We start from the raw sequence: 25,409 nt of genomic DNA, 5'->3' as shown, positions 1-25,409 counted from the left end.
TCGAGGTTTCAGTAACGTGAAGCTGAGTAAAGGCTGAGAGTCTCGCATGTGCCTCGTGGGGGTGTTGGTGAACGACGAGCAGACGACCTTGATCGACGAGGATTCGTCGGAGGGTCATGCAGCGATCCGGGTTGGAATGGTCGACGACCATCGGTCCCCGATCTGGGGAATCGAACGAGTGTTGGACCCGGTTTCGGACATCTCGTTGGTCTGCTCGGCGACGACGGTTGCCGGCGTGCTCAGTGTCATGCAGCTCGACGTGGTCCTGCTGGACCTCCGTCTCGACGACGGCACCACGCCTCGCGAGAACGTCAACGCATTGTCGGCGGCCGGAGTGGCCACCGTCGTGTACACCTCTGGAGAGCATCCGGCGCTGTTGAGATCGGCGGCGCGCGCCGGAGCGCTCGGCGTGGTGCTCAAGTCGGCGGACGAGTCGGTCATCATCGACGCCATCCGGGCGGCCGCCGACGGCCGGGCGGTCCTCACCACAGAATGGGCTGCCGCCATAGACGGCGACCCCGAACTGGCGACTGTCGACCTGTCGCCTCAGTTGCAGAAAGTGTTGGCGCTGTACGCGTCCGGCGAGACGTCGGCCCGAGTCGGGGCTGCTCTCGGGGTCTCCGCGGAGACGGTCAACGAGTACCTCAAGCGAATTCGCCAGAAATATGCGGACGCCGGGCGGCCGACGCGCACCAAGGTGGATCTCTTCAAGCGTGCCGTCGAAGACGGATGGCTCCCGGTGCCGCAGCGGTACCGGCACGAGGGACGGTCAACACCTGACGGGGCCTGGGGGCGAACGAAACATGGCTGACGGCATGGCAGCGGGAGTCGAGTCCCCATTTCTGGGTCTACCGACAGTTACTACGCCGTCTTAACGTTGGAACAGATTGATTTGGGGCGTCGGGGACACACGAGATAGCGCCGGTCTGAACAGGGGATGGGAACAATGACGGTCACTTCAGATATCTTCCGAGCCAGGACGGCGGCCGCACCGCGGCACGGAGTCGTGCCACGGCAACGTTCCAAGCCGGTTGATTACCTGGTTCCCGTCGAACGCTCAGCGGCAGTGACACGTCCGAGTCTGTCGGACCGGGAGGTCGAGGTTCTGCTCGCCTGGCTAGCCGCCGAGTCCAAAGAAGATGCCGCCGCACGACTCTTCATCTCGGCGTCCACGGTGAGCACGCACCTTGCGCGCATCCGGGCGAAGTACACCGCGGTCGGGCGAAGTGCGCCGACGAAAACCCACCTTTTCGCGCGAGCACTCCAGGACGGTTACACCGGTCTCGACCAGTGGTGAGGCCTGGCCCTCGAATACTGAGCGCTCAGCGCAGGTCGCGTTCGATACGCGGCCAGGTCCGGTACAGGTCGTCCTGCCAGTAGCCCCATGAGTGGGTGCCGGTCGGGCGGAAGTTCACCTCGACCGGGACGTCGAGCGCACGCATACGCTCGACCATCTGCCGGGTGCAGATGTCGATGGCGACCTCGATCCCGCCGCCCACGATCGCCTGGTTCGCCAGCGTGAAACCGTCGCCCGCGATACTCGGGTCGGTCAGCTGCTCGTGGACACCCGGTGCTCCCGTCCCGGTCGTCATGTAGACCTTGCTGCCGCGCAGTTTCGCCGCGTTCAGGTACGGATCGTTGGCTCGCCAGCCGGGACCGTCGAGCGGGCCCCACATGTTGGTCATGTCCGCTTGACCGCGGTCCTCGACGACCAATCGGATGTACTGCTGGCCGGCCGGGTCGCTGGTCCGAGCGCACCCGCTGAAGGCGGCGACGGATCGGTACAACCCGGGGGCGGCGATGGCGAGATTGAGCACCGAGGTCCCCGCCATCGAGATCCCCGCGATCGCGTTGACGCCGGTGGTGTCGAACTCGTCGTCGATCAGGGGCGGCAGTTCCTTCGTGAGGAAGGTCTGCCATTTGTTGCGGCCGAGAGCGGGATCGTCGCGCTGCCAGTCGGTGTAGTACGAGTAGGCGCCACCGATCGGGGTGACGACATAAGCGTGCCGGTCGGCGAAGTACCGCTTGTAGGTGGTCCGTGCGTCCCAGGTCGCGGAGTCCTCCCCGCCACCGGCGCCGTTGAGTAGGTACAGGGTGGGTGCCGGCCGGGTCCGATCCCGTGGCGTGAGCACCGTGACCGGGACCGTGCGGTTCATCGAGGCGGAGTGGACGAGCAGCGTCACCTGCTGCGGGTCATCGGTGTAGGAGTCGACGACGCGGGAACCGTCGGGGGACGACGGGGTGGCGGCCGCCGGCGCCCCGGGAGCGGTCGCGAGGCCCGCGATGACCGCACCCACCGTCAGCAACCCGGCGAGGACTCGCCACCCGCCGAGATGTCGCTGCCGCTGTTCCCGACGACCGATTCCGTTCACATCGCACCTACTCGTTCTCGAGATCCCGTCGGATCGGACGCGCCGACGTGCCGGCCCCACAGTCTATGGATCGCCCGCACACAGAAGAACGATACGAGCGGAGATCGCCAGGGCTGTCACCCGAAGGATCGAATTCTCGCCGGCCTAGAGGGCGACCTGGGCGAGGATCGGTGTCGTCGGCTGCGGCGAACCGCCGGCCGGTTCGATGGTGACCGCGAGCACGCTCGACCCGCGCACGTCGTCCACCACCACCGGGGCGGTGTCGTCTCCGGGGATCAGCCCGGCCGGCACCGGCTGCGGTGCACCGCCCACCAGCCACAACTGATACGTGCTGTCGGCCGGGATGGGCGTGCGCAGGTCCCGCAGGAGCGCGACCGCCTGGTCGGCCGATTCGGACGTCACCACCGCGATGGTGCCCCGGTCGTCGGCCAATGGCTCGACGCTCACGGACGCGTCCGCGGCGGTGAGTACCCCGAGCACCTCACGCTGGGAGTCGCTGAGCGCCGTCGACGAGGTGGACGACTCGGGGGCGGTGGTGCGACCGATGAGCACGCCTGCCCCGAGCGCCACGGCCACGGTCACCGCCGCGGCCGCCAGGATCGCCGTTGCGCGTGCCGGGCGCCGCGCGGTTCCACCCGATCGATGCTGTCCGTGGCGCGAGTCGCGGGGCCGCAATTCGACCGGCGGCGGCGGCGCGAGGTCGCTCTCGCCGGATCGGCCCGTTCCCGCGGGTGCGACCGGCGGGACGGGATCGACCGCGGCGGCCGGGTTCTGCGGGCCCGGATCGATGCCCGAGGGTACGTAGGCCTCCGGGGTCAGCGCCGCACCCTCGAAGACGTGCTGCAGCACCCGGTCCCGGAGTTCGGGCGGTGCGTCGAGCGCATACGTCGTCGCGAAACCCGCCATGGCCGCCTGGATGTCGGCGATCTGGGCGTCGTGTTCCGCCCGCTCGTGGGGTGGAAGTGCGGCGAGTTCTGACTCGACGCGTCTGGTCTCGTCGGGGGTCAGCGCGCCGACGGCGAACAATTCGACGTGGTCGTCGAGCCAGGTGGCCCCGCGGTCCCCGGTCGTATCGGATGTGGTCATTGTGGGATCAGGCGTCCTCGTGCGTCTTCAGGCAGGTTCTCAACCGACGCAGGCCATCTCGAATCCGAGATTTGATGGTGGGCAAGGGGGTATCGGTGTGCCGGGCGACCTCGGGATAGGTCAGGCCCCCGAAATACGACATCTCGATGCAGCTCCGTTGCAGTTCCGTGAGCGTGCCGAGACATGTTCGTAGCGTACGCGCCTCGTCGGTCTGCACAACGACCTCGAGCGGTATGTTCCGCGGTGTCTCCACCGAGACCGCGCCGTACTGCGACATGCGCTGTTGCTGCAGCTCCTCGGATCGGACGCGGTCGACGGCCCGCCGGTGGGCGATGGTCATCATCCATGTGATGACCGAACCGCGCCCGGGCTGGTACTCGCCGGCCTTCTGCCAGTACTGCAGGTACGCCTCCTGGACGATCTCCTCCGCGTACTGACGGTCCCGCACGACGCGGAACGCGAGTCCGTAGATCCGTGAACTCGTGCGGTCGTACAGCGTGGAGAACGCGGTCCGATCGCCTGTCGCGGCTGCGGCCAGCAACTCCCGCAGCATCTGTGCTTCGCCCCCGCGTCCGTGGTGCGCGTCGGTGGCCGCGCTGCCATCGTCCGGTGTCACGGTTCCACGGTAACGAAGACGTAGGGATTTCTCGGGTGATCGTCGATCCCGGGGCTACCGATCGCGAATCCATGGATCACTGACCTGCAGATCACCGGTTGGCGGCGCGGCGGTACAGGATGAGCGAGGCGGGTATGCACACCGCCAGTATGACCAGTGCCGATCCCACCGAGTATCCGACCGCGTGGTCGGCGACCCATCCGGTGGCCTCGGGGAAGGTCGGCGGTGCCTCGTTGCCGAAGAGCTGCCGGGACGCGGTCGCCACTGCCGTCACCGGATTCCACTCGGCGATCGCGCGCAGCGGACCCGGCAGGCTCTGGGCGGAGATGAACGCGCTCGACAGGAACGTGACCGGGAACATCCACAAGAACCCGATGCTCTGTGCGGCTTCGACATTCGGCGCGGCGAGACCGGTCACCGCACCCACCCACGCCATGGCGAGCGCGAACAGTCCGATGATGCCGAAGGCGAGGGCGGCGTCGCCGGCACTGCCCTGGACCCGCCAGCCGATCGCGAGCCCGCACGCGACCATCACCGCGAGGCCGACGACGCCCAGGAGCATGTCCGAGGTGACACGGCCGCTGATGACGCCCAACCGGGACATCGGTAGCGACCGCAGCCGGTCGACGATGCCGTCGGAGGTGTCGTTGGCCAGGCCGACCGTGGTGAAGGCGGCGTTGAAGACGACGGTCTGCGTGAAGATGCCGGCCATCAGGAATTCCCGGTAGGAACCCCCGCCGAAGGTCGCGCCGAAGACGTAGGCGAACAGGAAGACGAACATCAGCGGCTGGATGGTGGCACTGATGAGCAGGGTGGGAATTCGCTTGACGGTGAGCAGGTTCCGCTCGACCAGCACTGCGGTGTCAGTGAGCATGGAGTCGATCCGTTCGGGTCGTCGGGGCGTGGGAGAGATCGGGATCGGCGTCGGCCACCGTCGGGATGACGGTGGTCTCGGCATCGGCCGTGGCCGATGTTTCGCCGTGGTCACTGCCGCCATCGTTGTCCGGCGTGTCCCGCTCCGTGAGGGCCAGGAACACATCGTCGAGGGTCGGCGTCGCGACGGTGGCGTCGACGACGACGATTCCGACGGCGTCGAGCGCCCGGACGGCGGCGACCGCGCTGCGGCTCCCGTCGCTGACCGGCAGGGACCACCGTGAGTTGTCGGTGTGTGCCGGGTCGGGGCGATCCGACTCGTCGAGTCGTTCGGGCATGCCGAGTCCGACCTCGGCGAGGGTCGTGGCGACCAGCTCGTCGTGAGCGGTCCCGTCCGAACGCACCTCGATGGTGAGGATCGACGCACCGGTGGAGGCCTTGAGGTCGGCGGCACTGCCCTGGGCCCGGATCGTCCCGTGGTCGATGACGGTGATCTCGTCGGCCAGGGCGTCGGCCTCTTCCAGGTACTGCGTCGTGAGCAGGACCGTCGCGCCGTTCGCGACCTGTTCGGTGATGACCTCCCACATCTGGCGTCGCCCACGGGGATCCAGCCCGGTCGTCGGTTCGTCGAGGATGACCAGGGACGGTCGGTTGATCAGGGCGCCGGCGAGATCGAGCCGCCGGCGCATGCCGCCGGAGTAGGTACGCATCGGGCGGTCGGCGGCGTCCTGCAGGGCGAGGTCGGCGATCAGTTCGCGCGCCCGTGCCGAGGCCTCGCCCCGGGAGAGTCCGTACAGCTGACCGACCATCCGCAGGTTCTCGAAGCCGGTCAGGTTCCCGTCGACGGCGGCGTACTGCCCGGACACGCCGATGATCTTGCGGGCTGCGCCGGGATCGGCGAGCGCGTCGACACCGTCGACCACGACGCTGCCCTCGTCGGGCTTCATCAGCGTCGCCACCGCGCGGACGGTGGTGGTCTTGCCGGCTCCGTTGGGGCCGAGCAGCGCGTGCACGGTGCCGGCGGGCACGGTCAGGTCCAGGCCGTTGAGGGCATGGACGCGGCGACCCCGGCCGAACAGCCCGGTGCGGAACGTCTTTCGCAGGCCGCGCAGCTCGAGGGCGTTGCGGGCGGGGGAGACGCCATCGGTGGACGTCTCGCCGGGAGTCGTGACCGGACCGGACGGCGACGCCGTGGTCCCCGGAGTGGTTTCGGCCGACGTGGTGTCAGCCATACTGTGCCGCCCCATGTGTGACCTCCCTTTCACTGTTCTGCGAACGTTCCATCGCGCGGATCAGGCTGGCGGGCCGCATGTCTCGCCAGTTCTCCTCGACGTACTCGAGGCACTCGTCGTGACCCGACGGACCGAACACGACGGTCCAACCGTCGGGGACGGGGGCGAAGTCCGGCCACAAGGAATGCTGGTTCTCGTGATTGACGAGGACGCGGAAGGTCCCCGCGGTGTCGTCGAACGGGTTCGTCATGATTCCTCCTCCTGTGCTGCGATTCCCGGTGTGCCCGGGTCAGATTCGATCGGGCCTGATTCGATTGCGGTCAGCCACTCGGAGACGTTCTCCGGCAGCAACATGCGTGCGTGGGTGCTGGTCGCCTGGACCTCGACGACGCGACCGGTGACCTTGCTGCGCCAGTCGGCGACCGCCGGCGGGCCGTCGTGCGCGTCCACGGTCGCGGTGACGAAGGTGAGGTCGCCGTCGAAGACCCGGGGTCGCCAGTTCCGGGCGAGTGGGGACGCGTGGCGGAACACCTCGTGCACGGTCGTGAGCGTCTCCTCGGACAAGCCGCCGAGCGCGCCGCCCGCCGCGGAGATGACGCGGAACGCGTCCGCGACCGAAGGCTCGGTGCCCTCCTCGCCACCGTCGGGGACGTCGAGTCCGAACTCGCGCATGAGTTCTGCGATCGACGCCTCGGTGTCGAGGTCGGGCCGTTCGGCGACGACGTAACTGTCGAGCACGACGAGTTGCTCGACGGTCTCGCCGGCCTCCTGGAGTTGCACGGCCATCTCGTGGGCGATCAACCCGCCCAGCGACCATCCGAGCAGGTGGTACGGCCCCTCCGGTGACACCGTGCGCAGCTTCGCCACGTACACCTGGGCGAGGTCGGCGATCGTCTGCGGGCACGGATCACCGGCGAACGCCGGGTGCTGTAGGCCGTAGACCGCGCGGTCGGCAGGCAGGTGGGGCAGCAGGGAGGTGAAGCTCCAGGACAGTCCGATCGCCGGGTGGACCACGAAGAGCGGTGGGGGAGCATCGCTTCCGGCGTCGCTGCTGGTGCGGCGCAACGGCAGGAGGGTGTCGAGACCGGAGGCCGACGGTCCGGTGTCCCCGTCGGAGTGCGCCCCTCCGTCGAGCAGCTCGGCGAGTTCGGCGGGACTCGGGGCCCCGAACAGCGATTGCGCCGCCAGGTGCTGTCCGGTGAGCTCGCTCAGCTTGCCGGTCACGGCGGTGGCCATCAGGGAGTTGCCACCCAGGTCGAAGAATCCGTCGTCGGCACCGATGGCATCGAGGTCGACCTCGAGCACCTCCGCGAAGACGCGGGCGATGGTCGTCTCGGTCCCGGGGGCCGGCGCCCGGCCCGAGGCGGAGACGGCCGGGGTCGGCAGCGCCGCGCGGTCGAGTTTGCCGGTGGGGGTCAGCGGAATGTTCTCGAGCACGGAGACGGACACCGGCACCATGTGCCGCGGCAGCCGTCGTCCCACCCGGCGCCGCAGGTCGGCGGGATCGGGTTCGTGCCCGCGCGTCGCGGTCACGTAGCTGCGCAGGATCGCCTGGGCCCCGGTGCCGTCCACGAGTGTCACGGCGAAGTCGACGTCGGGTTCGGCGGCGAGCGCGTCGTCGATCTCACCCAGTTCGATGCGGAATCCGCGGACCTGCACCTGGGAATCGCTGCGGCCGACGTAGACGAGCTGCCCGTCGTCGGTCCAGCGGACCAGATCGCCGGTGCGGTACATCCGTTGGCCGGCGAACCTGGGCCCGGTGACCATCGGAGCCGGGACGAATCGGACCGCGGTGAGGCCGGGCCGACGGTGATAACCGCGCGTGAGCTGCACGCCCGTCAGGTACAGGTCGCCGGTGACGCCGGGCGGCACCGGATGCAGCCGATCGTCGAGGACGAGCGCGCCGACGCCGTTGTTCGGCGTGCCGATCGTCAGCGGCGTGTTCGGGGTCAGCGACCGGCTGCCGGTCGTGATGATCGTCGTCTCGGTGGGTCCGTAGACGTTGATCATCGTGCGACCGGGCGACCAGCGCCGCACGAGGTCGGTTCCGTAGGCCTCGCCACCGACCGCGAGTGCGCGCAGTGACGGCACGGCGGCGGGGTCCATGCTGGCGACCGCGGCGGGGGTGATGAACGCATGCGTCGCATGGCGCGTCCTGATCACATCGCTGAGCGCGGTGCCGCCGTAGACGTGGGGTTCGACGATGGTCAGTGCCGACGAACCGGCCAGCGCGAGCAGCATCTCCAGCACGGAGGCGTCGAAACTCGGTGAGGCGAAGTGCAACACGCGGGACGTGGGTCCGGGGTTCATCCGTTCCGCGAGTTCGTCGTGCACCGCGCGCAACCCGCTGTGCGGGACCAGGACGCCCTTGGGCTTACCGGTCGATCCCGACGTGTAGATGATGTAGGCCAACTGATCCGGGCGGATCGTCGACGCCCGCTCGGCGTCGGTGATCGGCGCCGGCGAGGAGTGCTTCATGCGGGTCCGGGTCGACGCGGCGTCCAGTACGAGGGTCGGTACCTCGCTCCCGGCCGAGCTCTCCGCGATGCGTTCCCACGACGACGAGGTCGTCACGACCAGTTGCGCGCCGCTGTCGTCGAGCATGTGCGCGATGCGGTCGGCGGGATACTCGGGGTCGATGGGAACGTATGCGGCGCCGGCCTTCACGATCGCCCAGATCGCCACCAGGGAGTCGATGGAACGGCTGATCGCCATCGCGACCACCGGTTCGCGGGACGACCGGACGTCGGGTCCCTCGGTGCCCGGCTCGTCGTCCGAGCGCGAGTAGGCCCCCACCCCGCGGCCCAGGAGGACCCGGGCCAGCCGGTTCGAGCGGGCGTCGAGTTCGGCGTAGGTGAGCGTCTCGGGGCCCTCGCCGTCCGCGGTGGGCTGCCCGATCGCGGCGAGCCCGTCGGGGTGCCGCCGCACCGCATCGGCGATCAGCACGTCCAGCGTCGTCGGTGCGTTGCCGCGCGGTCCGAGAGCGGGGGTGCGCTCGGCCACCTCGAGGGGGTCGGTGATGCGGATGTCGCCGATCGCGCGTCCGGGGTCGCCGAGCATGCCGCGCAACACGCGCATGAGCCGCGTTCCCAGCATCTGGGCGTCGTCGTGGCCGTATCGCGCCGCGTCGTAGGTGATCTGGACGGCGGCGTCGGTGTCGGAGTCGGTCGCGCCCAGGCCGGTGACGGTGAATTGCAGGTCGAACTTGGCGGCGAGGGACTCGAATTCGGCCACCTCGGCCATCAGGTCGTCGTCCATCGGAACGGCGGTCCCGGCGAGGGAATCAGCACCGCCCTCCGGGGTCGGCGCGCCACCGGCGAAGTCGTGCACCGACAACGCCACCTGGAAGAGCGGGTGTCGACCGTGCGCGCGTTCGGGATTGAGCGCGGTCACGATGTCGTCGAAGGGCACCCCGCGGTGATCGAGGGCGTCGATGTCGGTGTCGCGGGTCCGGCGGACCAGTGCGGCGACGGTCTCCGCGCTGCGCAGGTGGCTGCGCAGCGGCACCATGTTGACGAACATGCCGACCACGCCGCTGTAGTCACGGTCGACGCCGGTCATCCCGGTGCGGTTGTCGACCGGACTGCCGATGACCAGGTCATCGCCGACGCCCAGACGGTGCAGCAGGATCGCCAGTGCGGTGTGCAGGACGGAGAACGGCGTCGTCGACTGTTCACGGGCGAAGGCGGTGAGGCCCGCCCGGGTGTGTGCCGGGAGCGGCAGACTCACCGACCGGGCACCCGAACCACGTCTGCCGCCGCCGACCGGTTCCACCGTGCTCTCGGCGGGAGCACCTGCCAGGTGATCGGTCCAGAATCCCAGCTCGTCGGTCGCCGCGGGCGCCGTCGCACTCTCGACGGCGTGGTCGCGATAGTCGAGAGCGGCCGCATCCCAGGTCTCGGCGCGGCCGGCGCGTCGTTCTCGGTAGGCCTGCGCCAGGTCGCCGACGAGGGTCGGCAACGACGCGCCGTCGGCGGCGATGTGATGCACGACGAGCAAGAGGATGTGCGTCGCGGTCTCGCCACGCGCACCGGGGTCGGCGACGACCGTGGCACGCAAGGGCGCCTCGGTGGTCGGGTCGATGGGCGTCGACGCGAGGCGCGCGATCTCGCTCATCAGCGCGTCGGGGTCCGCGGGGACGACGGGGGTCAGCGAGCCGACGACGGCCGCGGGATCGTCGAGCACCCGGCCCGTCGGTGTCCCGTCGACCGCCTCGAAGACCGTCCGCAGGCTGGTGTGCCGGGCGACGACATCGGTGAGTGCACCGCGGAGGGCCGCGAGATCGATGTCCCCGGTCAGTCGCAGGACGAAGGGCATCAGGTACTCGGTCGACCCGGGGTCGGCCGCCGCCAGCGACCACAGGCGGCGCTGGACCGGCGCGAGCGGGAATGTCTCCCGTCGGACCGGGCGACCCGACGACTCGTCGGACTCCGCGGTCGGTACCCAGTCGGCCGGCAGGCTGATCAGGTCCGCGAGGGCTTCGGCGGTCGGGTGGTCGAAGACGTCCCGGACGCGGAGGCGACCGTCGGCCGACACCCGGTTGATCCGACTGACCAGGGTGGTCGCCTGCAGCGAGGTGCCACCCAGCAGGAAGAAGTCGTCGGTGGCTCCGATCTCCTCGCGGGCGAGGCCGAGCACGTCGGCGACGATGCCGACCAGTGCGGTCTCGGCATCACCGCGCGGTGCGCGACCGACGGACGACATGCTGCTCGCCGACGGCTCCGGCAGTGCCCGATGGTCGAGCTTGCCGTTGCCGGTCAGCGGGATCTCGTCCAGCACGACGATCGCGGACGGGACCATGTGGCGCGGCAGGCGGCTGCGGACCGACTCCAACACCTTTGCGCTGTCCAATGTTTCCGGGGCGTCTGCAGTGCCGGCCGCCCCGCCCGACCGCGTCACGTAACCGACCAGGGTGGCCGATGCGCTCTCGCCGCGGACGACGGTGGTGGCGAAGTCGATTCCGTCCACGGCCGCCAGTGCCGCACTCACCTCGTCGAGTTCGATGCGGAAACCGCGGACCTTCACCTGGTTGTCACTGCGACCGTGGTAGGTCAGCGCGCCGTCGGCGTCGCGGTGCACGATGTCACCGGTGCGGTACATGACGGCGCCGTTTCCGTCGGGGGAGGCCACGAACCGGCCGGCGGTCAGACTGCGGCGCCCCAGGTAGCCCCGTGCCACTCCCGGCCCGCTGAGGTAGAGCTCGCCGGGGACGTGGTCGGGCAGCGGGCGCAACCGGTGGTCGAGGACGAGTGCGGTGCACTCGTGGACCGGCGTGCCGATGGTGATCGGCTCACCCGGGCGCAGCGGCGCCGACATCGTCGCGACGATGGTCGTCTCGGTCGGCCCGTAAGAGTTGATGTAGCGACGGCCGGTTCCCCAGCGCGCCACCAGTTCCGGGGTGCTGGCCTCGCCGCCCACACCGAGGGTCCGCAGGTGCGGGAGCGGATGGGGTGCCGCGGCGGCGAGCGCCGACGGCGTGATGAACGCGTGGGTCACCTTGCGCTCGTCGAGGAACTCGACGAGTTCGTCGCCACCGTAGATCGTCGTCGGTGCCACCACCATCGTCGCGCCGGACTCGACCGCGAGGAGGAACTCCAGCATCGATGCGTCGAACGAGGGGGAGGCGAACAGCAGGGTGCGATCGCCGGGGCCGACCTCGTACCGCTCCCGCTGGGTCTGGGCGAACGCGGCCAGGCCGCGATGGGAAACGCTGACGCCCTTCGGTTTTCCGGTGGAGCCGGAGGTGTAGACGATGTAGGCGATCGAATCCGGGTGCCGGGCCGGGGGCCGGAAGCCCGCGCGCTCTCCGGTGCGCAGATCCTCCGGGGTCAGCCACCAGATGTCGTGCGGCACATCGCGACGGTGGTCGGCGCTGCTGATGCCGAGGATGGCGCCCGAATCGGCGATCATGTGGGCGATCCGCTCGGCCGGGTAACGCATGTCGACCGGCAATGCGGCCGCGCCCGCCTTCGTCACGGCCCATGTGGCGACCACCGATTCCAGGCTGCGATCGACGGCGATCGCGACCACGTCCTCGGTGCCGACCCCGAGATCGCGCAGGGTGAGTGCCCAGCGCGTGGAGATCCGATCGATCTCGGCGTAGGTCAGCGTGCGGTCTCCGTCCTCGACCGCCACGCGATCGGAGTGGTCGATGACGGTGTCGGCGAGGATGTCGGCAAGATGCCTCGGCTCGATCGAGCCGTGGTCGCGGACCTTGGGTTCGGCGGCGGCCGCGAGATCGGCCGCCCCGGTGAGGTCGTCGAGAGGTGTCGACGGATCCGCGGCGACCGCGCGTGCGAGATCGACGAACATCCGGGCCAGTTCGCTGACGCGCTCGCGCGTGTGGACATCGGTCGCATAAGTGAACCGCGCGCGCCCATTGCGGATTCGCAGTTCGAGGTCGAACCGGGCGGCCGCGGTCTCGATCTCCTCGGCGACGACCTGCAGGCCGGGCAGATCAACCCTGGTGTGGTCCGGTTCGAGGGTGTCAGAGACCCCGGCGTCGAACGCCAGCGCGATCTGGAATATCGGATGCCGGTCCGTGCGAGGCGGATTGAGCATCGAGACGATCTGCTCGAACGGCATGTCGGCGCCCGCCAGCGCGTCCAGGTCGCGGCTGCGGACGGAGTCGAGCAGGGCCGCGAACCCCTGGCTCCCGTCGACCGGGGTCCGGAGGACGACCGAGTTCACGAACATGCCGACGATGTCGGCGAGCCGGGGATCGGCGCGTCCGGCGACGGGGGTGCCGATCACGATGTCCGACGCCGAACCGGCGACATGAACCTCCGGGTCGGCGTTCAGCCGATGCAGCAGCGCGGCGAACACCGCATGCACGCACATGAATTCGGTCGCCCGGCCGCCGCCCAGTGCGGACAGGCGGCTGCGCAGTTCGGCGTCGAAGTCGACCTCGACCACGCCCGCGGTGCGGGCGGACCCGCTCGGCGCGTCGGGCACGAGGATCGGACCGACATCGATCCCGTCCAGGTCCTGTCGCCACCGGTCGGCCAGATCGGTCCGGGTCTCGAGGTGATCGGCCTGCCAGCGCAGGTAGTCGCGATAGTCCAGGGCCGGCGGAGCGGCGGTGACCGCGGCTTCGGTACCGTTCTCGGCCGCCGTCCGCAGTTCGGCGTAGGCGGTGGTGATGTCGCGGTGCAGCGGCACCATCGACCAACCGTCGGCCGCGATGTGGTGGATGACGAGGGTCAGCTTGTGATGCGCGGTGTCACTGTCGATCCGGTGCAGCGCGACGCGCAGCGGTACGTCGACGGTCAGGTCGAACGGACGACGCGCCAGCGCCTGCGCCTGGGCCGGCCACTCCGCCGAAGTCGTCTCGACGACGGTGAGTTCGGTCTGCACCTCGTCGGTGGGACGTACGTCCAGGTCGGGGCGCCCGTCGTGCTCGGGATAGACGGTGCGCAGCATCTCGTGGCGGTCGACGGCGTATCGGAGCGCGCCGGAGAGGGCGTCCACGTCGAGATCGCCACGCAGATCCAGCGCGAAGGCGATGGCGTAATCGGCTGTCGACGAACCGTTGTCGGAGTCGGCTAGACCCGGATCGGCCTCGGCACCGCCCGCGAGCTGGTTGAGGAACCAGAGCTGCTGCTGCGCGGGTCCCGGTCGCGCCGGGCTGTCCGGATCGTGCCGGAGGTCGGCGAGCGTCCGCGCCTCGACGAGGGCGGTGTCACCCTCGTCGGCGCCGCCGAGCCGGGCGATGCCGGCGACGGTCGAGTGGTCGAAGACCTCGCGGACGGGGATTCGTCGCCCGGTGAGACTCTCGAGTGCGCCGACGATCTGGGTCGCCAGCAACGAGTTGCCGCCGAGATCGAAGAAGTCATGATCGCGGCCGATGGTGCCCGGCTCCAGCTCGAGACGCTCGGCGATCAGATCGGCGACTGCCTGCTCCAGGGGGTTGCGCGGCGCGACGAACGCCACGTCGCCGTCCACCGATCCCGGCTCCGGCGCGGGCAGTGCCCGGAGGTCGACCTTGCCGATCGGGGTCGTGGGGATCTCGTCGAGCTCGATGATCGTCGACGGGATCATGTGCCGCGGCAGGCGCTGTGCCAATCGGTCTCGCACCGCAGCGGCCTGCCCGTGGGCGCCCGCGGTCACGGTCACGTAGGACACGAGATGGGCGCGGTCGCCCTCGCCGTGCGTGGTGGTGACCGCCGCCCGCACCGACTCGTCGGCGACCAGGGCGGCGTCGATCTCACCGAGTTCGATGCGATGCCCGCGGATCTTGGTCTGATGGTCGGCCCGCCCGCGGAACTCGAGTTCGTGATCGGAGGTCCACCGGACGAGGTCGCCGGTTCGGTACATGCGCTCGCCGGGATCGCCATAGGGGTTGGCGATGAAGCGTTTGGATGTCAGCGGTCGGACGCCGTGGTACCCGCGGGCGAGATGCTCACCGGCGATGTACAACTCGCCGATCGCGCCGGGGGCGACCGGACGCAGGCGCTCGTCCAGGACCAGCGCGGAGATGCCGCGGATGGGCCGGCCGATGGTCAGCGTCGTGTAGTCGGGACTGATCGGCGGCGACACCGCGGCCACCACGGTGGTCTCGGTGGGACCGTACGCGTTGAACAGCTTCGGGCCGGTCGACCAGGTGCGGACCACCTCGGAGTTCGGGTGCTCGCCGCCGATGACGAGTGCCTCGAGATCGGGGACGTCGTCCGGGGACATGGTCGTCAGCACCGACGGGGTCAGGAACGCGTGCGTGATCCGCGCATCGCGCATCAGCTCGGCGAGTTCGGTGCCGCCGACGATCCCCGGCGGCACGATGTGCATGGTCGACCCGGCGGAGATCGCCATCAGGATCTCGAGTACCGACGCATCGAAACTCGGCGACGCCATGTGCATCGTCCGACTGGTGGGCGTGATCCCGTACTGCGTGACCTGTTGCGCGCCGAAGTCGGCGAGTCCGCGGTGGCTGACGACGACGCCCTTGGGCGTGCCGGTGGTCCCCGATGTGTAGATCAGGTAGGCGGGCTGGTCGACGTCGAGGACGCCTCGTCGCTCCGAGTCCGCGATGGGCTCCGTTGATTCGGCTTCGACCCATTCGCGGATCGCGGGGTCGTCGAGGACGACTGTGCTCAGAGCGGGCCCGGCGCCGGGATCGGACGACCGATCGGTGACGAGCAGTCGTGCGCCCGAGTCGGTCAGCATGTGTTCGATGCGGCCGGACGGATACGCGGGATCGACCGGGAGCCAGGCGGCTCCGGTGCGGGCGATCGCCCACATCGCGACAATCCACTCGACACTGCGCGGAAGTGCCACGGCCACATGGTTTTCAGGCCCGGCGCCACCGTCGATGAGCGCCCGCGCCAGCTGGTTCGACGCCGCGTCGAGTTCGCGGTAGGTCAGCGACCGGGTGCCGTCGGTGACCGCGACGCGGTGTGGCGAGGACTCCGCGGCCGCCGACAGCAGCCGGGTGAGGTGTTCGACCGGACGGCGGCCTTCGCCGACTGCCGGGACGAGATCGAGACGCTCGTGCAGGTCGAGCACCGGCAGGTCGCCGATCGGGGCGCTCGGGTCCGCGGTCGCCGCCTCCAGCATGCGGACCAGGCGCGAACCGAGTCCGGCCACCGTGTCCCGGTCGAAGAGAGCGGTGGCGTAACCGATCTCGAGGGTGAGGCCGGCGGGCTCGCCGGTCGCCCCGCGCACCTCGGTGAACGTGAACTGCAGATCGAAGGTGGTGCGACCGGTGTCCACGCGGGATGCGGTCGCCGAGAGCCCGGCGAAGTCGAGCCGGATGGCGGAACGGTCCTCCAGGGCCATCGACACCTGGAAGTACGGGTGGACATTGCCCGAACGGGCCGGGTTCAGTTCGGTCACCAGCCGGTCGAACGGCATGTAGGCGTTGTCGAACGCGTTCAGATCGGTTTCCCGGACACTTGCCACCAGGTCGGCGAACGGCAGGTCCTTGTCGACGACGGTGCGCAACGCCAGCGTGTTGACGAACATGCCCACGAGATCGTCGAGGTCGGCGTCGCCGCGTCCGGACACCGGTGTGCCGATGATGACGTCCGAGGACTGCGCGAGGGAACGGAGCAGGACCGCCACCGAGGCGTGGAGCACCATGAAGACCGTGGCGTCGGCCTCGGTAGCGATGGTCCGGATCGCGCCGTAGGTGTCGGGGCCGATGGTCGAGGTCACCGACGATCCGGACCGGCCGGTCACCTCTGAATCCCGGCTTCGGGGACGGTCCAGGGGCAGCTCGGTCTCGCTCGGCGCCCCGTCGAGGGTGTCCCGCCAGAACTCGAGTTCGGCTGCGGCATGCGGACTCTCGTCGAGCCATGCGTGACGTGCGGCGCTGGTCTGCGAGTAGGAGACCGGCAGCTGCGTCCATTCGGGCTCGATGCCGTCGCGGCGGGCGCGGTAGGCCGTGGCCAGGTCGCCGGCGAGGGGGGCCAGCGACCAGCCGTCGGCCGCGATGTGATGGATGACCATCGTGAGTCGATGATCGTCGTCGGCGGTTCGGACGAGGCGCGCACGGACGGGGATCTCGGCGGCCAGATCGAAGGGGAGCGAGGCGAAGTCGCGGTCCGCGCACTGGGCGACGTCACCGGTCGCGAGGACCGGCAGGTCGACGTCGACCGCGTCCGGGTCGATCGCGGAGATGCACGCCACACCGTCGATCTCGGTGACGACGCTGCGCAGCGGCTCGTGTCGCCGGACGACGTCGACCAGGGCCGTCCGGAGTGCGTCGGTGTCGAGTGCGCCGACGAAGCGGACGGTGAACGGCATGTTGTAGGTCGCCGAGGACGCGGAGTCCAGCCGTGTCGCGAGCCACAGCCGATGCTGGGCCGGGGACAGCGGCACGGCTCCGGAGACGGTCCGCCCGGCGGTGTCGTCGGAGGGGACCGAGGCGGAGCCGACGGCCGGCTCATCGGTGTCGACGCCCAGGTCGGACAGGGCCGCGACGAGGCCGGCGAGGTCGTCGGCGTCGAACACCGTACGGATCCCGATCCGATGGCCGGTGGCGCGGGACAGCCGCGAGGCCATCCGTGTCGCTGAAAGTGACGTCCCGCCGATCTCGAAGAAGTTGTCGCTTAGAGAAATCGACGCCGGAGCCGTGGCGTGGGCCTCGTTCGCCACCTCGTCGGACGTGTCGTCGTGCAGGTCGAGCACATCGGCGACGGTCGCCACGACGAAGCGTTCGAGCGCGGTGCGGGCCCGGACGAACTCGCGGTGGGTCCGCAGGTCGGGCCGAGGCAGCGCACGGCGGTCGAGCTTGCCGTTGGCGGTGGTGGGCAGCGAGTCGAGGACCATGATCGCGGTGGGGATCATGTGATCCGGTAGCGCGGTTCGGAGTTCGGCTCGCAGGTCCTTGTCGGTGAGTCCGGTGCCGGTGACGTAACCGACGATCGTGGGCTCACCGGCGACCAGATCATCCCGGATGACCACGCCCGCGGCGGTCACGCCGTCCAGCCGGCTGAGGGTCGACTCGATCTCGCCGAGTTCGACCCGCTGGCCGCGGATCTTGACCTGTGAGTCGGTGCGACCGAGGTATTCCAGCTCGCCGGCGGCGTTCAGACGGACGAGATCGCCGGTGCGGTAGAGCCGTTCGCCCGGCGCCGCGGGCGAGGCGACGAACCGCGATGCCGTCAGGTCCGCGCGGCTGCGATAGCCCCGGGCCAGCTGGACGCCGCCGAGATAGAGTTCGCCGATCGCGCCGGGCGGTTGCGGCCGCAGGCGGTGGTCGAGCACGTGGACACCGGTGTTCCACACCGGGGAGCCGATCGGGATCACCGGGACGTCGGCGCGACAGTGGTCGTGGTGGGTGACGTCGATCGCGGCCTCGGTGGGGCCGTAGAGGTTGTGGATCGGAGCGGACGTCAGCGACGCGGCGGCACCGACCGTCGCGGGAGTCAGAGCCTCACCGCTGGTGAAGATGCGGCGTAGGCTCGTCAGCTCCGATGCATCGTCGGCGTCGAGTGCCGCGGTGAAGGCGGCGAGCATCGAGGGCACGAAATGCAGTGTCGTGACGCGGTGTTCGGCGATCACGTCACGCAGATACCAGGGGTCGCGATGACCGTCGGCAGTCGGTACGACCAGTGCCGCGCCGGTGGTGAACGGCCAGAAGAACTCCCAGACCGACACGTCGAAGGTGGACGGGGTCTTCTGCAGCACCCGGTCGTCCGGTGCGAGCTCGTAGCGGGCCTGCATCCACGCGAGGCGGTTGACGATGGCGCGGTGGGTGATGACCACGCCCTTCGGCTTGCCGGTGGAACCGGAGGTGAACAGCACATAGGCGGCCGTGTCGGGGCTCGGGGGCGTCGGTGCGGCTACGTCGGAATCGTCGTCGGCGCGCAGTTCGGCGAGCACCGACTCGGTGATGACGAGGTCGGGGGCGGCCACCTCGAGGATGTGACCGAGCCGGTCGGCCGGTTCGGCCGGATCGATCGGCAGGAACGCGGCACCGGCCCGGACGACGCCGTGCAACGACACGACCTGGTCGGTGCTGCGGGGCAGCTGAACGCCGACGACGCTCTCGGGGCCGATCCCGCGACGCGCGAGCGCGGATGCGATCTGTGTTGCGGCGCAGTCGAACTCGCGGTGGGTGAGCGAGTGTCCGTCCTGTGCGTCGGTGATCGCGGTCTCGTCGGGGTGGGCCCGGGCCGCGTCGTCGAGCAGGTCGACGAGGGTGGTGTCGCCGTGCTCGACCTGCTCCCCGGTCATGCGCTCGGGGAGTTCGGCTCGTTCGGCATAGGTGAGAACGTGCAGGTCCGACACCTTGGTCTCGACCGGCGCGCCGACGAAGGCGGTGACGAAGTCGACCAGGCGCCGGTGGTGGGTGGTGATCTCCTCGGCCGGGTAGATGTTGGGGTTCGCCTCGAGGTCGAGGGTCATCCCGCCGTCGAGGCTGTCGTAGACGTTCACCGACAGGTCCTCGATGGGGCCCGTGGACAGGACGTGCAATTCCCCCTTGAGCGGACCGAAGTCGATGTGCTGGAAGAAGAGCATGACGTTGACGAGCGGTCCGAAGAATCCTCGTCGCGCACCGGCCGCACCGAGGATCTGAGAGGTGATGTCCTCATGCCGGAACTTCTGATGCCGGACGGCGACCTTGATCTCTGAATTGGCCGACTTCAACAGATCGGCCAGGGTGGCGGTGTCGTCGTCGAGCGCGATGCGCAGCGGGACGACGTTCGAGGTCAGGCCCGCCGAGGTACGGAGGACATCGCGATCGCGGGCGGCGACCGGCAGGCTCAGCATCGCCTCGTCGCGATCGGTGTAGCGCGCGACGTAGGCGGCGACGGCGGCGGTGATGACCGAGGCGGGCCGGACCCGCTGGGTGCGGCCGAGATCGCGGATGCGCGCGACGAGCGTGTCGTCCAGCACTGCCGACCGTACGTCCGACAACGGCGCCGCCGAGGCCGAAAGGCTGGTGAGAGTGGTCATCTCGGGCATGTCGGCCAGATGCGACGCCCAGTGTTCGCGATCCTCGACGAACTTCGCGGAGGCGCGGTACTCACGGTCGAACTCCGCGATGTCGACCATCGACGCGGTGTCCGCGATCGGGGGCGGGGTCCCGTTCACGATCGCGGTGTAGTGCGAGGCGACCCGCAACATCATGTACATGGCCGCGTAGCCGTCGAAGCCGATGTGGTGACCGTGGCAGTACCAGATCGAGTGCCCGGGACCGATCTTGAGCAGGTGGGTCTCGAGGATGCGGTCTTCGAACACGTCCGAACTCGCGCTTCGCCGGCGGTCGATCCAGGCCAGCGCTGCCGCGCGCGGGTCGTCGGCGTCGGAGAAGTCCTGTCGCCCGAGTACCACTCCCTGCGACCGGTCGAGCACCATCATCGGTTCGCCGTCGTCGGTCGGGATCAACCGCAGCAGTGGGGCTTCGGTCTCCCGCTCGGTCAGGGTGACCGCACGTTGCATGATGTCCGGATCGACGTCGACGAGGGGGTCGTCACCGTGCTCGGCCTGCGGACCCGATGTGTCGCCGCGGAACTCGACGTACGCGTCGATGGTCATCGGCACGTCCGGCTCGAGTTGCTGAGCGTAGAAGATGCCGCGTTGTGCGGCGGTCATCGGGATCGTCAGGCCGGCGTCGATGTCGGTAGCAACGGTGTTCCGGACCGCGTCGTCTGTGGTCACGCGTGCCTCCCCTGTGAATGCGCCCGCACGGCAGCGTCGAACCCGGATCGAGCGTGGGGATTCGAACTCGGGTCCACGAACTCGGGGCGGGTGGCCCGGAGTCGAGGACTCGCCGTCAGGCCCGCGGTTGTCGGACTGAACTGCGGAGCCGGGGAGCATGGTGATCGTTCGGCTCACGATCGGCAGCCGAGAGTTACCCCCGGCGCTGACACGCCCCCGGTGTTTCGCTCCCTTCCGGCTCGCACTGATTGCTCGCCGGACGGGCTTGTGTCTGGTCGATCTCGTCTCATGGGTGCTTCGCGTGGCGGTGCACCCCAGATGGGTCAGTGCGCGAAAAACTTTCCCGGCCCGGCGTCCTCCGAAACCCCGCGCGGTCGCCGGGGCCATCGATTTGGCCCGGACCTGGGCATTCCCCTACACTTGTGGGGTTGCCTGCGGCACCGCTGTGTCGCGAGTCGGCTCACGAACCCACTGGGGCGGACCGCTCAGGTGTCACAACCTGGTCAAAACCCCAGGCAGGCGTGTGTTCGATGGCAACGGACCGTGTGCGTCGGGTCGGAAATCCGCCGTACATAAGAAGCCAGGTCAAGGAGACTAACGAGTGATTCAGCAGGAATCCCGCCTGCGAGTCGCCGACAACACCGGTGCCAAGGAGATCTTGTGCATCCGCGTGCTCGGCGGTTCCTCGCGGCGCTACGCCGGCATTGGCGACGTCATCGTCGCCACTGTCAAGGACGCCATCCCGGGCGGCAACGTCAAGAAGGGTGAGGTCGTCAAGGCCGTCATCGTGCGCACCACCAAGGAGCGCCGTCGTGCGGACGGAAGCTACATCCGCTTCGACGAGAACGCCGCCGTCATCCTCAAGGGTGAGAGCGACCCCCGCGGCACCCGCATCTTCGGCCCGGTCGGCCGCGAGCTGCGTGAGAAGAAGTTCATGAAGATCGTGTCGCTGGCACCGGAGGTGATCTGACATGAAGGTCCACAAGGGTGACACCGTGATCGTCATCTCGGGCAAGGACAAGGGTGCCAAGGGCAAGGTCATCCAGGCCTTCCCGAAGACCCAGCGTGTCCTCGTCGAGGGCGTCAACCGAATCAAGAAGCACACCGCCGCGTCGGCCAACGAGCGCGGTGCCTCCTCCGGCGGCATCGTGACCCAGGAAGCCTCGATCCACGTCTCGAACGTGATGGTCGTGGACTCCGACGGCAACCCGACTCGCGTCGGCTACCGCGTCGACGAGGAAACGGGCAAGAAGGTCCGGATCTCGCGCAAGAGCGGGAAGGACATCTGACATGACCTCTACTGAACCCAAGATCCAGCCGCGCCTGAAGACTCGCTACCGCGAGGAGATCAAGGACACGCTGAACAAAGAGTTCGAATACCCCAACGTGATGCTGATCCCGGGCGTCGTGAAGGTTGTCGTGAACATGGGCGTCGGCGACGCCGCCCGTGACGCGAAGCTGATCAACGGCGCTGTCGAGGATCTGGCCAAGATCACCGGCCAGAAGCCGGAGATCCGTCGCGCTCGCAAGTCCATCGCACAGTTCAAGCTGCGCGAGGGCATGCCGATCGGTGCGCGCGTCACCCTCCGTGGCGACCGCATGTGGGAGTTCCTGGACCGTCTCGTGTCCATCGCCCTCCCGCGTATCCGCGACTTCCGCGGCCTGTCGGACCGTCAGTTCGACGGCAACGGCAACTACACGTTCGGCCTGAACGAGCAGTCGATGTTCCACGAGATCAACATCGACAACATCGACCGGCCCCGCGGTATGGACATCACCGTCGTGACGTCGGCCACCACGGACGACGAAGGCCGGGCGCTGCTGCGTGCCCTGGGCTTCCCGTTCAAGGACAACAACGTTAAGGACAACTGACATGGCAAAGAAGGCTCTGGTCAACAAGGCCAACAAGAAGCCCAAGTTCGCCGTGCGGGCCTACACCCGGTGCAACAAGTGCGGCCGCCCGCACTCGGTGTTCCGCAAGTTCGGCCTGTGCCGTATCTGCCTGCGCGACATGGCGCACGCCGGCGAGCTGCCGGGCGTGCAGAAGTCCAGCTGGTGATTTTCACCCGACGGATTTCGTAGCAGGAATGCGCTCATGGAGCGCATTCGTGCTACCGATTCCCCAGCGGCCCCATCTCGCTTCGGCGAGGTGGGGCCGTTGTCGTGTCACTGCTGAGCGAGCCACTCCTCGATGAGGTCGGGGACGCTCTCGATCGACGCGGTGAGCGAACGCTGATAGATGCGGTTGACGATGGGATCGGCCATCTTGCCGAACACCCCGCCGAAACCGGTCGAGGACGTGATCCGACACGTCACCCGGACGCCGTCGGAGGTCTCCTCCAAAGAGATGTGCGTGGTGAACGGGAACGGCGCTTCGACGGTCTGGAACTCCGTCTCCTTACAGGTGTCGACGCGGGTGAACTCTCCCCGCCAGTCCACCGTCCGACCGAGGACGGCCGTCTTACCCTTCCACTGTGAGCCGACGGCGAGTGGCCCATCGGACAGCGGAGTGACCTCGACGGTTCCCGGTAGGTAGGCGGTGGTGTGTTCGGGAGCGGACATGTACTCCCAGACGATGTCGAGTGGTTGCTGGACTGTGACGGATGCGCTGGATTCGGGCATGACGGAACCCTTTGTGTGCGAACGATTGTGGGTCGGCAGGCCGGAGCCACGCCGCACACCGTCTCGGGGCGGGTGGTGCACGGTCCGAACGAGATGCATCCGCCGGTCAGAGTACTCCCCGTCGGCCGCGAAGGCTACGTCCGAATTGTCCCCGATTCGTATGTCTAACAAAGACTTTCATGACCGTCGTCCTCATGGATTTCTCCGTCGGAGATCGATCGCTCGTGGCTGATGCCGACATCGCACTCCTCGGACCGCGTCGTCGTCAGCGGGTGGCGGCCCATTCGTCGACCAGGCGCGGCAGCTTCTTCGCGTTCGCGGCGAGCGACCGCTGATACGCGCGGATCGCCAGCGCGTCGGTAAGCTTCCCGACCGCCCCGCCGACGCCGGCGTTGCGGATGCGGTAGGTGAGTTCGACGCCGCGACCAACCTCCGCGAACGTGGCCGAGATGGCGAACTCGAGCGGTGACTCCGTGGAGGAGAACTCGGTGGCGGTGTGCGCATCCACCCGCGTGAACTCGCCGGTCCAGTCGACGGCGCGGCCGAGCCCCTTCATCTGGCCGCGCCAGACGGTCCCGACCGAGACCGGCCCGTCGGTGACGGTCTCGACGCCGATCACGCCGGGCGTCAGCGCCGCGACGTGCTCCGGGATGAGGCAGTACTCCCACACCGTGGTGAGGGGTTGTCGGACGAGGACGGTCGCACTTGCTTCGGGCATGACGTCGACGTTACCCGCCCGCCGGACTGCATGGCGAAAAGCGAACTATGGCAGCGTTTCTCGTTACGAGATCCCGTTGGGGCTCAGCGCCCACGGATGCCACCCAATTGCGACGTCGACTTGCCGGTGTGCCAGAAGTCGAGCTGGTGACTTCGCACTGGCCTGACAGTCGCGCTGTAAGGCCCCACCCCCCACCAGGGAGGTGGGGCCTTACGCAGTTCACCCGCACCACAGGTCGGGCGTGAACACTATGAAGTTCTCAAAGGGCATGCGCGCTCCGACGGATCGGTGCGAAAAGGTGCTACGCGGGGCGTCGTCTCTCGACGGATTCGCCTTCAGAAGTATCAGGCGCTCGGGCTCTCCGGCCGTTCGCCGATACGAGTCGGTCATCGACCACCGAGGTGGATCAGGCTGCGGCCCGGTCATCGAGAGTCATGGTGCGGCGGTTGTATGCCGGCAATGGCGTTCGGATCGGATCGATCGATGCGGGTGGGACCAGCCACGGGTGGCGGTCGCGCCCCATGATGATCTCCCACTGGCCGGCATGGATGTGGGCGTGGCAGGACGGGCAGAGCAAGCACCCGTTGTCGATGTCGGTGGAACCGCCGTTGCTCCAGAACTGGATGTGGTGGACGTGGGTGCGGCCCGCAGGCGCACCGCATTTGATGCAGCACCGGTCGCGGATGATGATCGCTCTACGCAGATGCGTCGGGAACAGTCGTCTGGAAGTGCCCATCTCCAGGGGGACGGTGTCGCCGTCGATGACCACGTCGGTGACAGAGGAGTCGCACGCAAGCAAGGACGCGGTGGTGGGGCTGATCGAACCCAGCCACAACAGGCTGGCCTTGTCGGGAGCAGCCGCCGGCAGGAGCACGCTGACGTGGGTCTTTGGTGGGGTTGCAAGGGTGATGTCGGCCACCGCCGCGGCATCGAGGATGAGTTCCAGAGCATCCGCGTTGCGGGCCCCGGTGGTCCGTGAGTCGTCGGTGCCGTCGGGCTCAGGCCTCGGAGTGTTCAGAGATTCGATTGCCGCGGTCAGCTTTTCGCCGATGACTGTGTCGAGATCGCCGCGTACGCGGACCCGGCCTTCCCCGGTCGGGGAGACGGTGAACTCGTTGATGGTGCGGTCCTCGCCAGCATGCAGGCCGCCGGACTCGACCGCATACTCGTTGCCCAGTTCGCGCGCCTTCTGGGCGATTTCGGCAGGGGTGGCGCCGGACATCGCCTGCGCGATAAGGGTCTGCTCGACCTCTGCTCGTTCCTCGGCGCAGACACCCTCGGGTGCTCGACGCGCGACATGAACTATGCCGTTCACGACGGCATCGGCGTGTTCCCCGGGGATCGCGCCGTCGGCAGTGTAACCGGGCAACCGAGAGAGCCATGCGTGTGCGTTGCCGATCCGCAACCAGCGGTGCGCGATTGCGGGTGCTGCGCCCATTGTGATCAGCAGGGCGGACGTCTTGCCGGTCGACTGTCGGGCCACACCGAGACGGTCGAGGGTGGCAGCTCCGACGGCGGCGTGATGGTCCAGGATGGAGCGCAGTTCGATCAGCAGAGACATCGCGGTGCTCGCTTGACGGCCGGTCGGCTCCGCGCCGCCAGGGGGCAGATCCCACAGCGCCTCGCGAATCGCAGTCAACACGGCGAGATAACCCTCACCGCCGGAGTGTTCGACACTGTCGGTCTCTGGGCGCAGCATGGTGGCGAGTGTTGTTGGCATGACGGACCTTCCACATCACAGGACGGAACTGGAGGCAGGGCTTCTCGTCATCGTTGGTTCGACA

16 protein-coding genes are annotated in these 25,409 nt (G+C 68.7%); 6 read left to right on the top strand and 10 right to left on the bottom strand.

Going from position 1 to position 25,409, the window contains the following annotated elements; translation table 11 throughout:
* The first annotated feature begins 136 nt into the window (after positions 1 to 136).
* The gene (locus Q9R39_RS03005) at positions 137 to 811 is read left to right on the top strand and encodes a LuxR C-terminal-related transcriptional regulator (RefSeq protein WP_065631886.1); all 675 of its coding nucleotides are present in this window, start codon (positions 137 to 139) and stop codon (positions 809 to 811) included.
* 135 nt (positions 812 to 946) lie between these two features.
* Positions 947 to 1,297: a response regulator transcription factor gene (locus Q9R39_RS03000; RefSeq protein WP_374100826.1), complete on the top strand. Its 351-nt coding sequence runs from the start codon at positions 947 to 949 to the stop codon at positions 1,295 to 1,297.
* Positions 1,298 to 1,322: 25 nt separating this feature from the next.
* Here the strand turns inward: Q9R39_RS03000 and Q9R39_RS02995 are convergent, their stop codons facing one another.
* From Q9R39_RS02995 to Q9R39_RS02965, 7 genes are all read right to left on the bottom strand, one after another.
* Entirely contained in the window at positions 1,323 to 2,372 is a 1,050-nt protein-coding gene (locus Q9R39_RS02995) for an alpha/beta hydrolase (protein ID WP_374247445.1), read from the bottom strand.
* Between the two features lie 144 nt (positions 2,373 to 2,516).
* Positions 2,517 to 3,458 (bottom strand): anti-sigma factor, encoded by a 942-nt coding sequence (locus tag Q9R39_RS02990; protein ID WP_137809559.1) that lies wholly within the window; start codon positions 3,456 to 3,458, stop codon positions 2,517 to 2,519.
* A gap of 7 nt (positions 3,459 to 3,465) precedes the next feature.
* The gene (gene sigK / locus Q9R39_RS02985) at positions 3,466 to 4,074 is read right to left on the bottom strand and encodes an ECF RNA polymerase sigma factor SigK (protein WP_068972012.1); all 609 of its coding nucleotides are present in this window, start codon (positions 4,072 to 4,074) and stop codon (positions 3,466 to 3,468) included.
* Positions 4,075 to 4,165: 91 nt separating this feature from the next.
* Complete coding sequence (locus Q9R39_RS02980) at positions 4,166 to 4,948, bottom strand: ABC transporter permease (protein ID WP_058252001.1); 783 nt, start codon at positions 4,946 to 4,948, stop codon at positions 4,166 to 4,168.
* Complete coding sequence (locus tag Q9R39_RS02975) at positions 4,938 to 6,194, bottom strand: ABC transporter ATP-binding protein (protein ID WP_165629711.1); 1,257 nt, start codon at positions 6,192 to 6,194, stop codon at positions 4,938 to 4,940. The genes Q9R39_RS02980 and Q9R39_RS02975 overlap by 11 nt, the downstream gene beginning before the upstream one ends.
* Positions 6,172 to 6,429 carry an MbtH family protein gene (locus Q9R39_RS02970; RefSeq protein WP_068972014.1) on the bottom strand — a complete coding sequence of 86 codons (258 nt, stop codon included), beginning with the start codon at positions 6,427 to 6,429 and terminating at the stop codon, positions 6,172 to 6,174. The genes Q9R39_RS02975 and Q9R39_RS02970 overlap by 23 nt, the downstream gene beginning before the upstream one ends.
* Positions 6,426 to 20,285, bottom strand: coding sequence for a non-ribosomal peptide synthetase (locus Q9R39_RS02965; protein WP_311277070.1), 13,860 nt, complete (start codon positions 20,283 to 20,285; stop codon positions 6,426 to 6,428). The genes Q9R39_RS02970 and Q9R39_RS02965 overlap by 4 nt, the downstream gene beginning before the upstream one ends.
* A gap of 601 nt (positions 20,286 to 20,886) precedes the next feature.
* Between Q9R39_RS02965 and rplN the strand changes: the two genes are divergently transcribed.
* From rplN to Q9R39_RS02945, 4 genes are read left to right on the top strand one after another with little or no spacing between them, the layout of a single operon-like run.
* Positions 20,887 to 21,255 (top strand): 50S ribosomal protein L14, encoded by a 369-nt coding sequence (rplN, locus tag Q9R39_RS02960; protein ID WP_004019493.1) that lies wholly within the window; start codon positions 20,887 to 20,889, stop codon positions 21,253 to 21,255.
* Between the two features lies 1 nt (position 21,256).
* Positions 21,257 to 21,574, top strand: coding sequence for a 50S ribosomal protein L24 (rplX, locus tag Q9R39_RS02955; RefSeq protein WP_005197643.1), 318 nt, complete (start codon positions 21,257 to 21,259; stop codon positions 21,572 to 21,574).
* 1 nt (position 21,575) lies between these two features.
* Positions 21,576 to 22,157: a 50S ribosomal protein L5 gene (rplE, locus tag Q9R39_RS02950; RefSeq protein WP_055475154.1), complete on the top strand. Its 582-nt coding sequence runs from the start codon at positions 21,576 to 21,578 to the stop codon at positions 22,155 to 22,157.
* A 1-nt stretch (position 22,158) separates the two neighbouring features.
* On the top strand, positions 22,159 to 22,344 hold the full coding sequence (locus Q9R39_RS02945) for a type Z 30S ribosomal protein S14 (RefSeq protein WP_004019490.1): 186 nt from the start codon (positions 22,159 to 22,161) through the stop codon (positions 22,342 to 22,344).
* Positions 22,345 to 22,451: 107 nt separating this feature from the next.
* Here the strand turns inward: Q9R39_RS02945 and Q9R39_RS02940 are convergent, their stop codons facing one another.
* The 3 genes from Q9R39_RS02940 to Q9R39_RS02930 form a co-directional block, all read right to left on the bottom strand.
* Positions 22,452 to 22,907 carry an SRPBCC family protein gene (locus Q9R39_RS02940; RefSeq protein ID WP_211538349.1) on the bottom strand — a complete coding sequence of 152 codons (456 nt, stop codon included), beginning with the start codon at positions 22,905 to 22,907 and terminating at the stop codon, positions 22,452 to 22,454.
* Positions 22,908 to 23,172: 265 nt separating this feature from the next.
* Positions 23,173 to 23,625, bottom strand: a complete 453-nt coding sequence (locus Q9R39_RS02935; protein ID WP_211538350.1) for an SRPBCC family protein — start codon at positions 23,623 to 23,625, stop codon at positions 23,173 to 23,175.
* Between the two features lie 406 nt (positions 23,626 to 24,031).
* Positions 24,032 to 25,345, bottom strand: coding sequence for an HNH endonuclease signature motif containing protein (locus Q9R39_RS02930; RefSeq protein WP_249145026.1), 1,314 nt, complete (start codon positions 25,343 to 25,345; stop codon positions 24,032 to 24,034).
* Positions 25,346 to 25,409 lie beyond the last annotated feature (64 nt).

Source organism: Gordonia sp. AC31 (genome assembly GCF_031844505.1).
GTDB classification, from domain to species: domain Bacteria; phylum Actinomycetota; class Actinomycetes; order Mycobacteriales; family Mycobacteriaceae; genus Gordonia; species Gordonia hongkongensis.
Note: the sequence above shows the minus strand (reverse complement) of the source record. Positions and strands in the feature narration are given on the sequence as shown.

Coding starts and splice junctions, on each gene's coding strand:
- Q9R39_RS02980 (WP_058252001.1), bottom strand. CDS start 4,948: ATGCTCACTGACACCGCAGTGCTGGTCGAGCGGAACCTGCTCACCGTC.
- Q9R39_RS02975 (WP_165629711.1), bottom strand. CDS start 6,194: ATGGGGCGGCACAGTATGGCTGACACCACGTCGGCCGAAACCACTCCG.
- Q9R39_RS02990 (WP_137809559.1), bottom strand. CDS start 3,458: ATGACCACATCCGATACGACCGGGGACCGCGGGGCCACCTGGCTCGAC.
- rplE (WP_055475154.1), top strand. CDS start 21,576: ATGACCTCTACTGAACCCAAGATCCAGCCGCGCCTGAAGACTCGCTAC.
- Q9R39_RS03000 (WP_374100826.1), top strand. CDS start 947: ATGACGGTCACTTCAGATATCTTCCGAGCCAGGACGGCGGCCGCACCG.
- Q9R39_RS02970 (WP_068972014.1), bottom strand. CDS start 6,429: ATGACGAACCCGTTCGACGACACCGCGGGGACCTTCCGCGTCCTCGTC.
- Q9R39_RS02935 (WP_211538350.1), bottom strand. CDS start 23,625: ATGCCCGAAGCAAGTGCGACCGTCCTCGTCCGACAACCCCTCACCACG.
- rplX (WP_005197643.1), top strand. CDS start 21,257: ATGAAGGTCCACAAGGGTGACACCGTGATCGTCATCTCGGGCAAGGAC.
- Q9R39_RS03005 (WP_065631886.1), top strand. CDS start 137: ATGGTCGACGACCATCGGTCCCCGATCTGGGGAATCGAACGAGTGTTG.
- Q9R39_RS02945 (WP_004019490.1), top strand. CDS start 22,159: ATGGCAAAGAAGGCTCTGGTCAACAAGGCCAACAAGAAGCCCAAGTTC.
- Q9R39_RS02940 (WP_211538349.1), bottom strand. CDS start 22,907: ATGCCCGAATCCAGCGCATCCGTCACAGTCCAGCAACCACTCGACATC.
- Q9R39_RS02930 (WP_249145026.1), bottom strand. CDS start 25,345: ATGCCAACAACACTCGCCACCATGCTGCGCCCAGAGACCGACAGTGTC.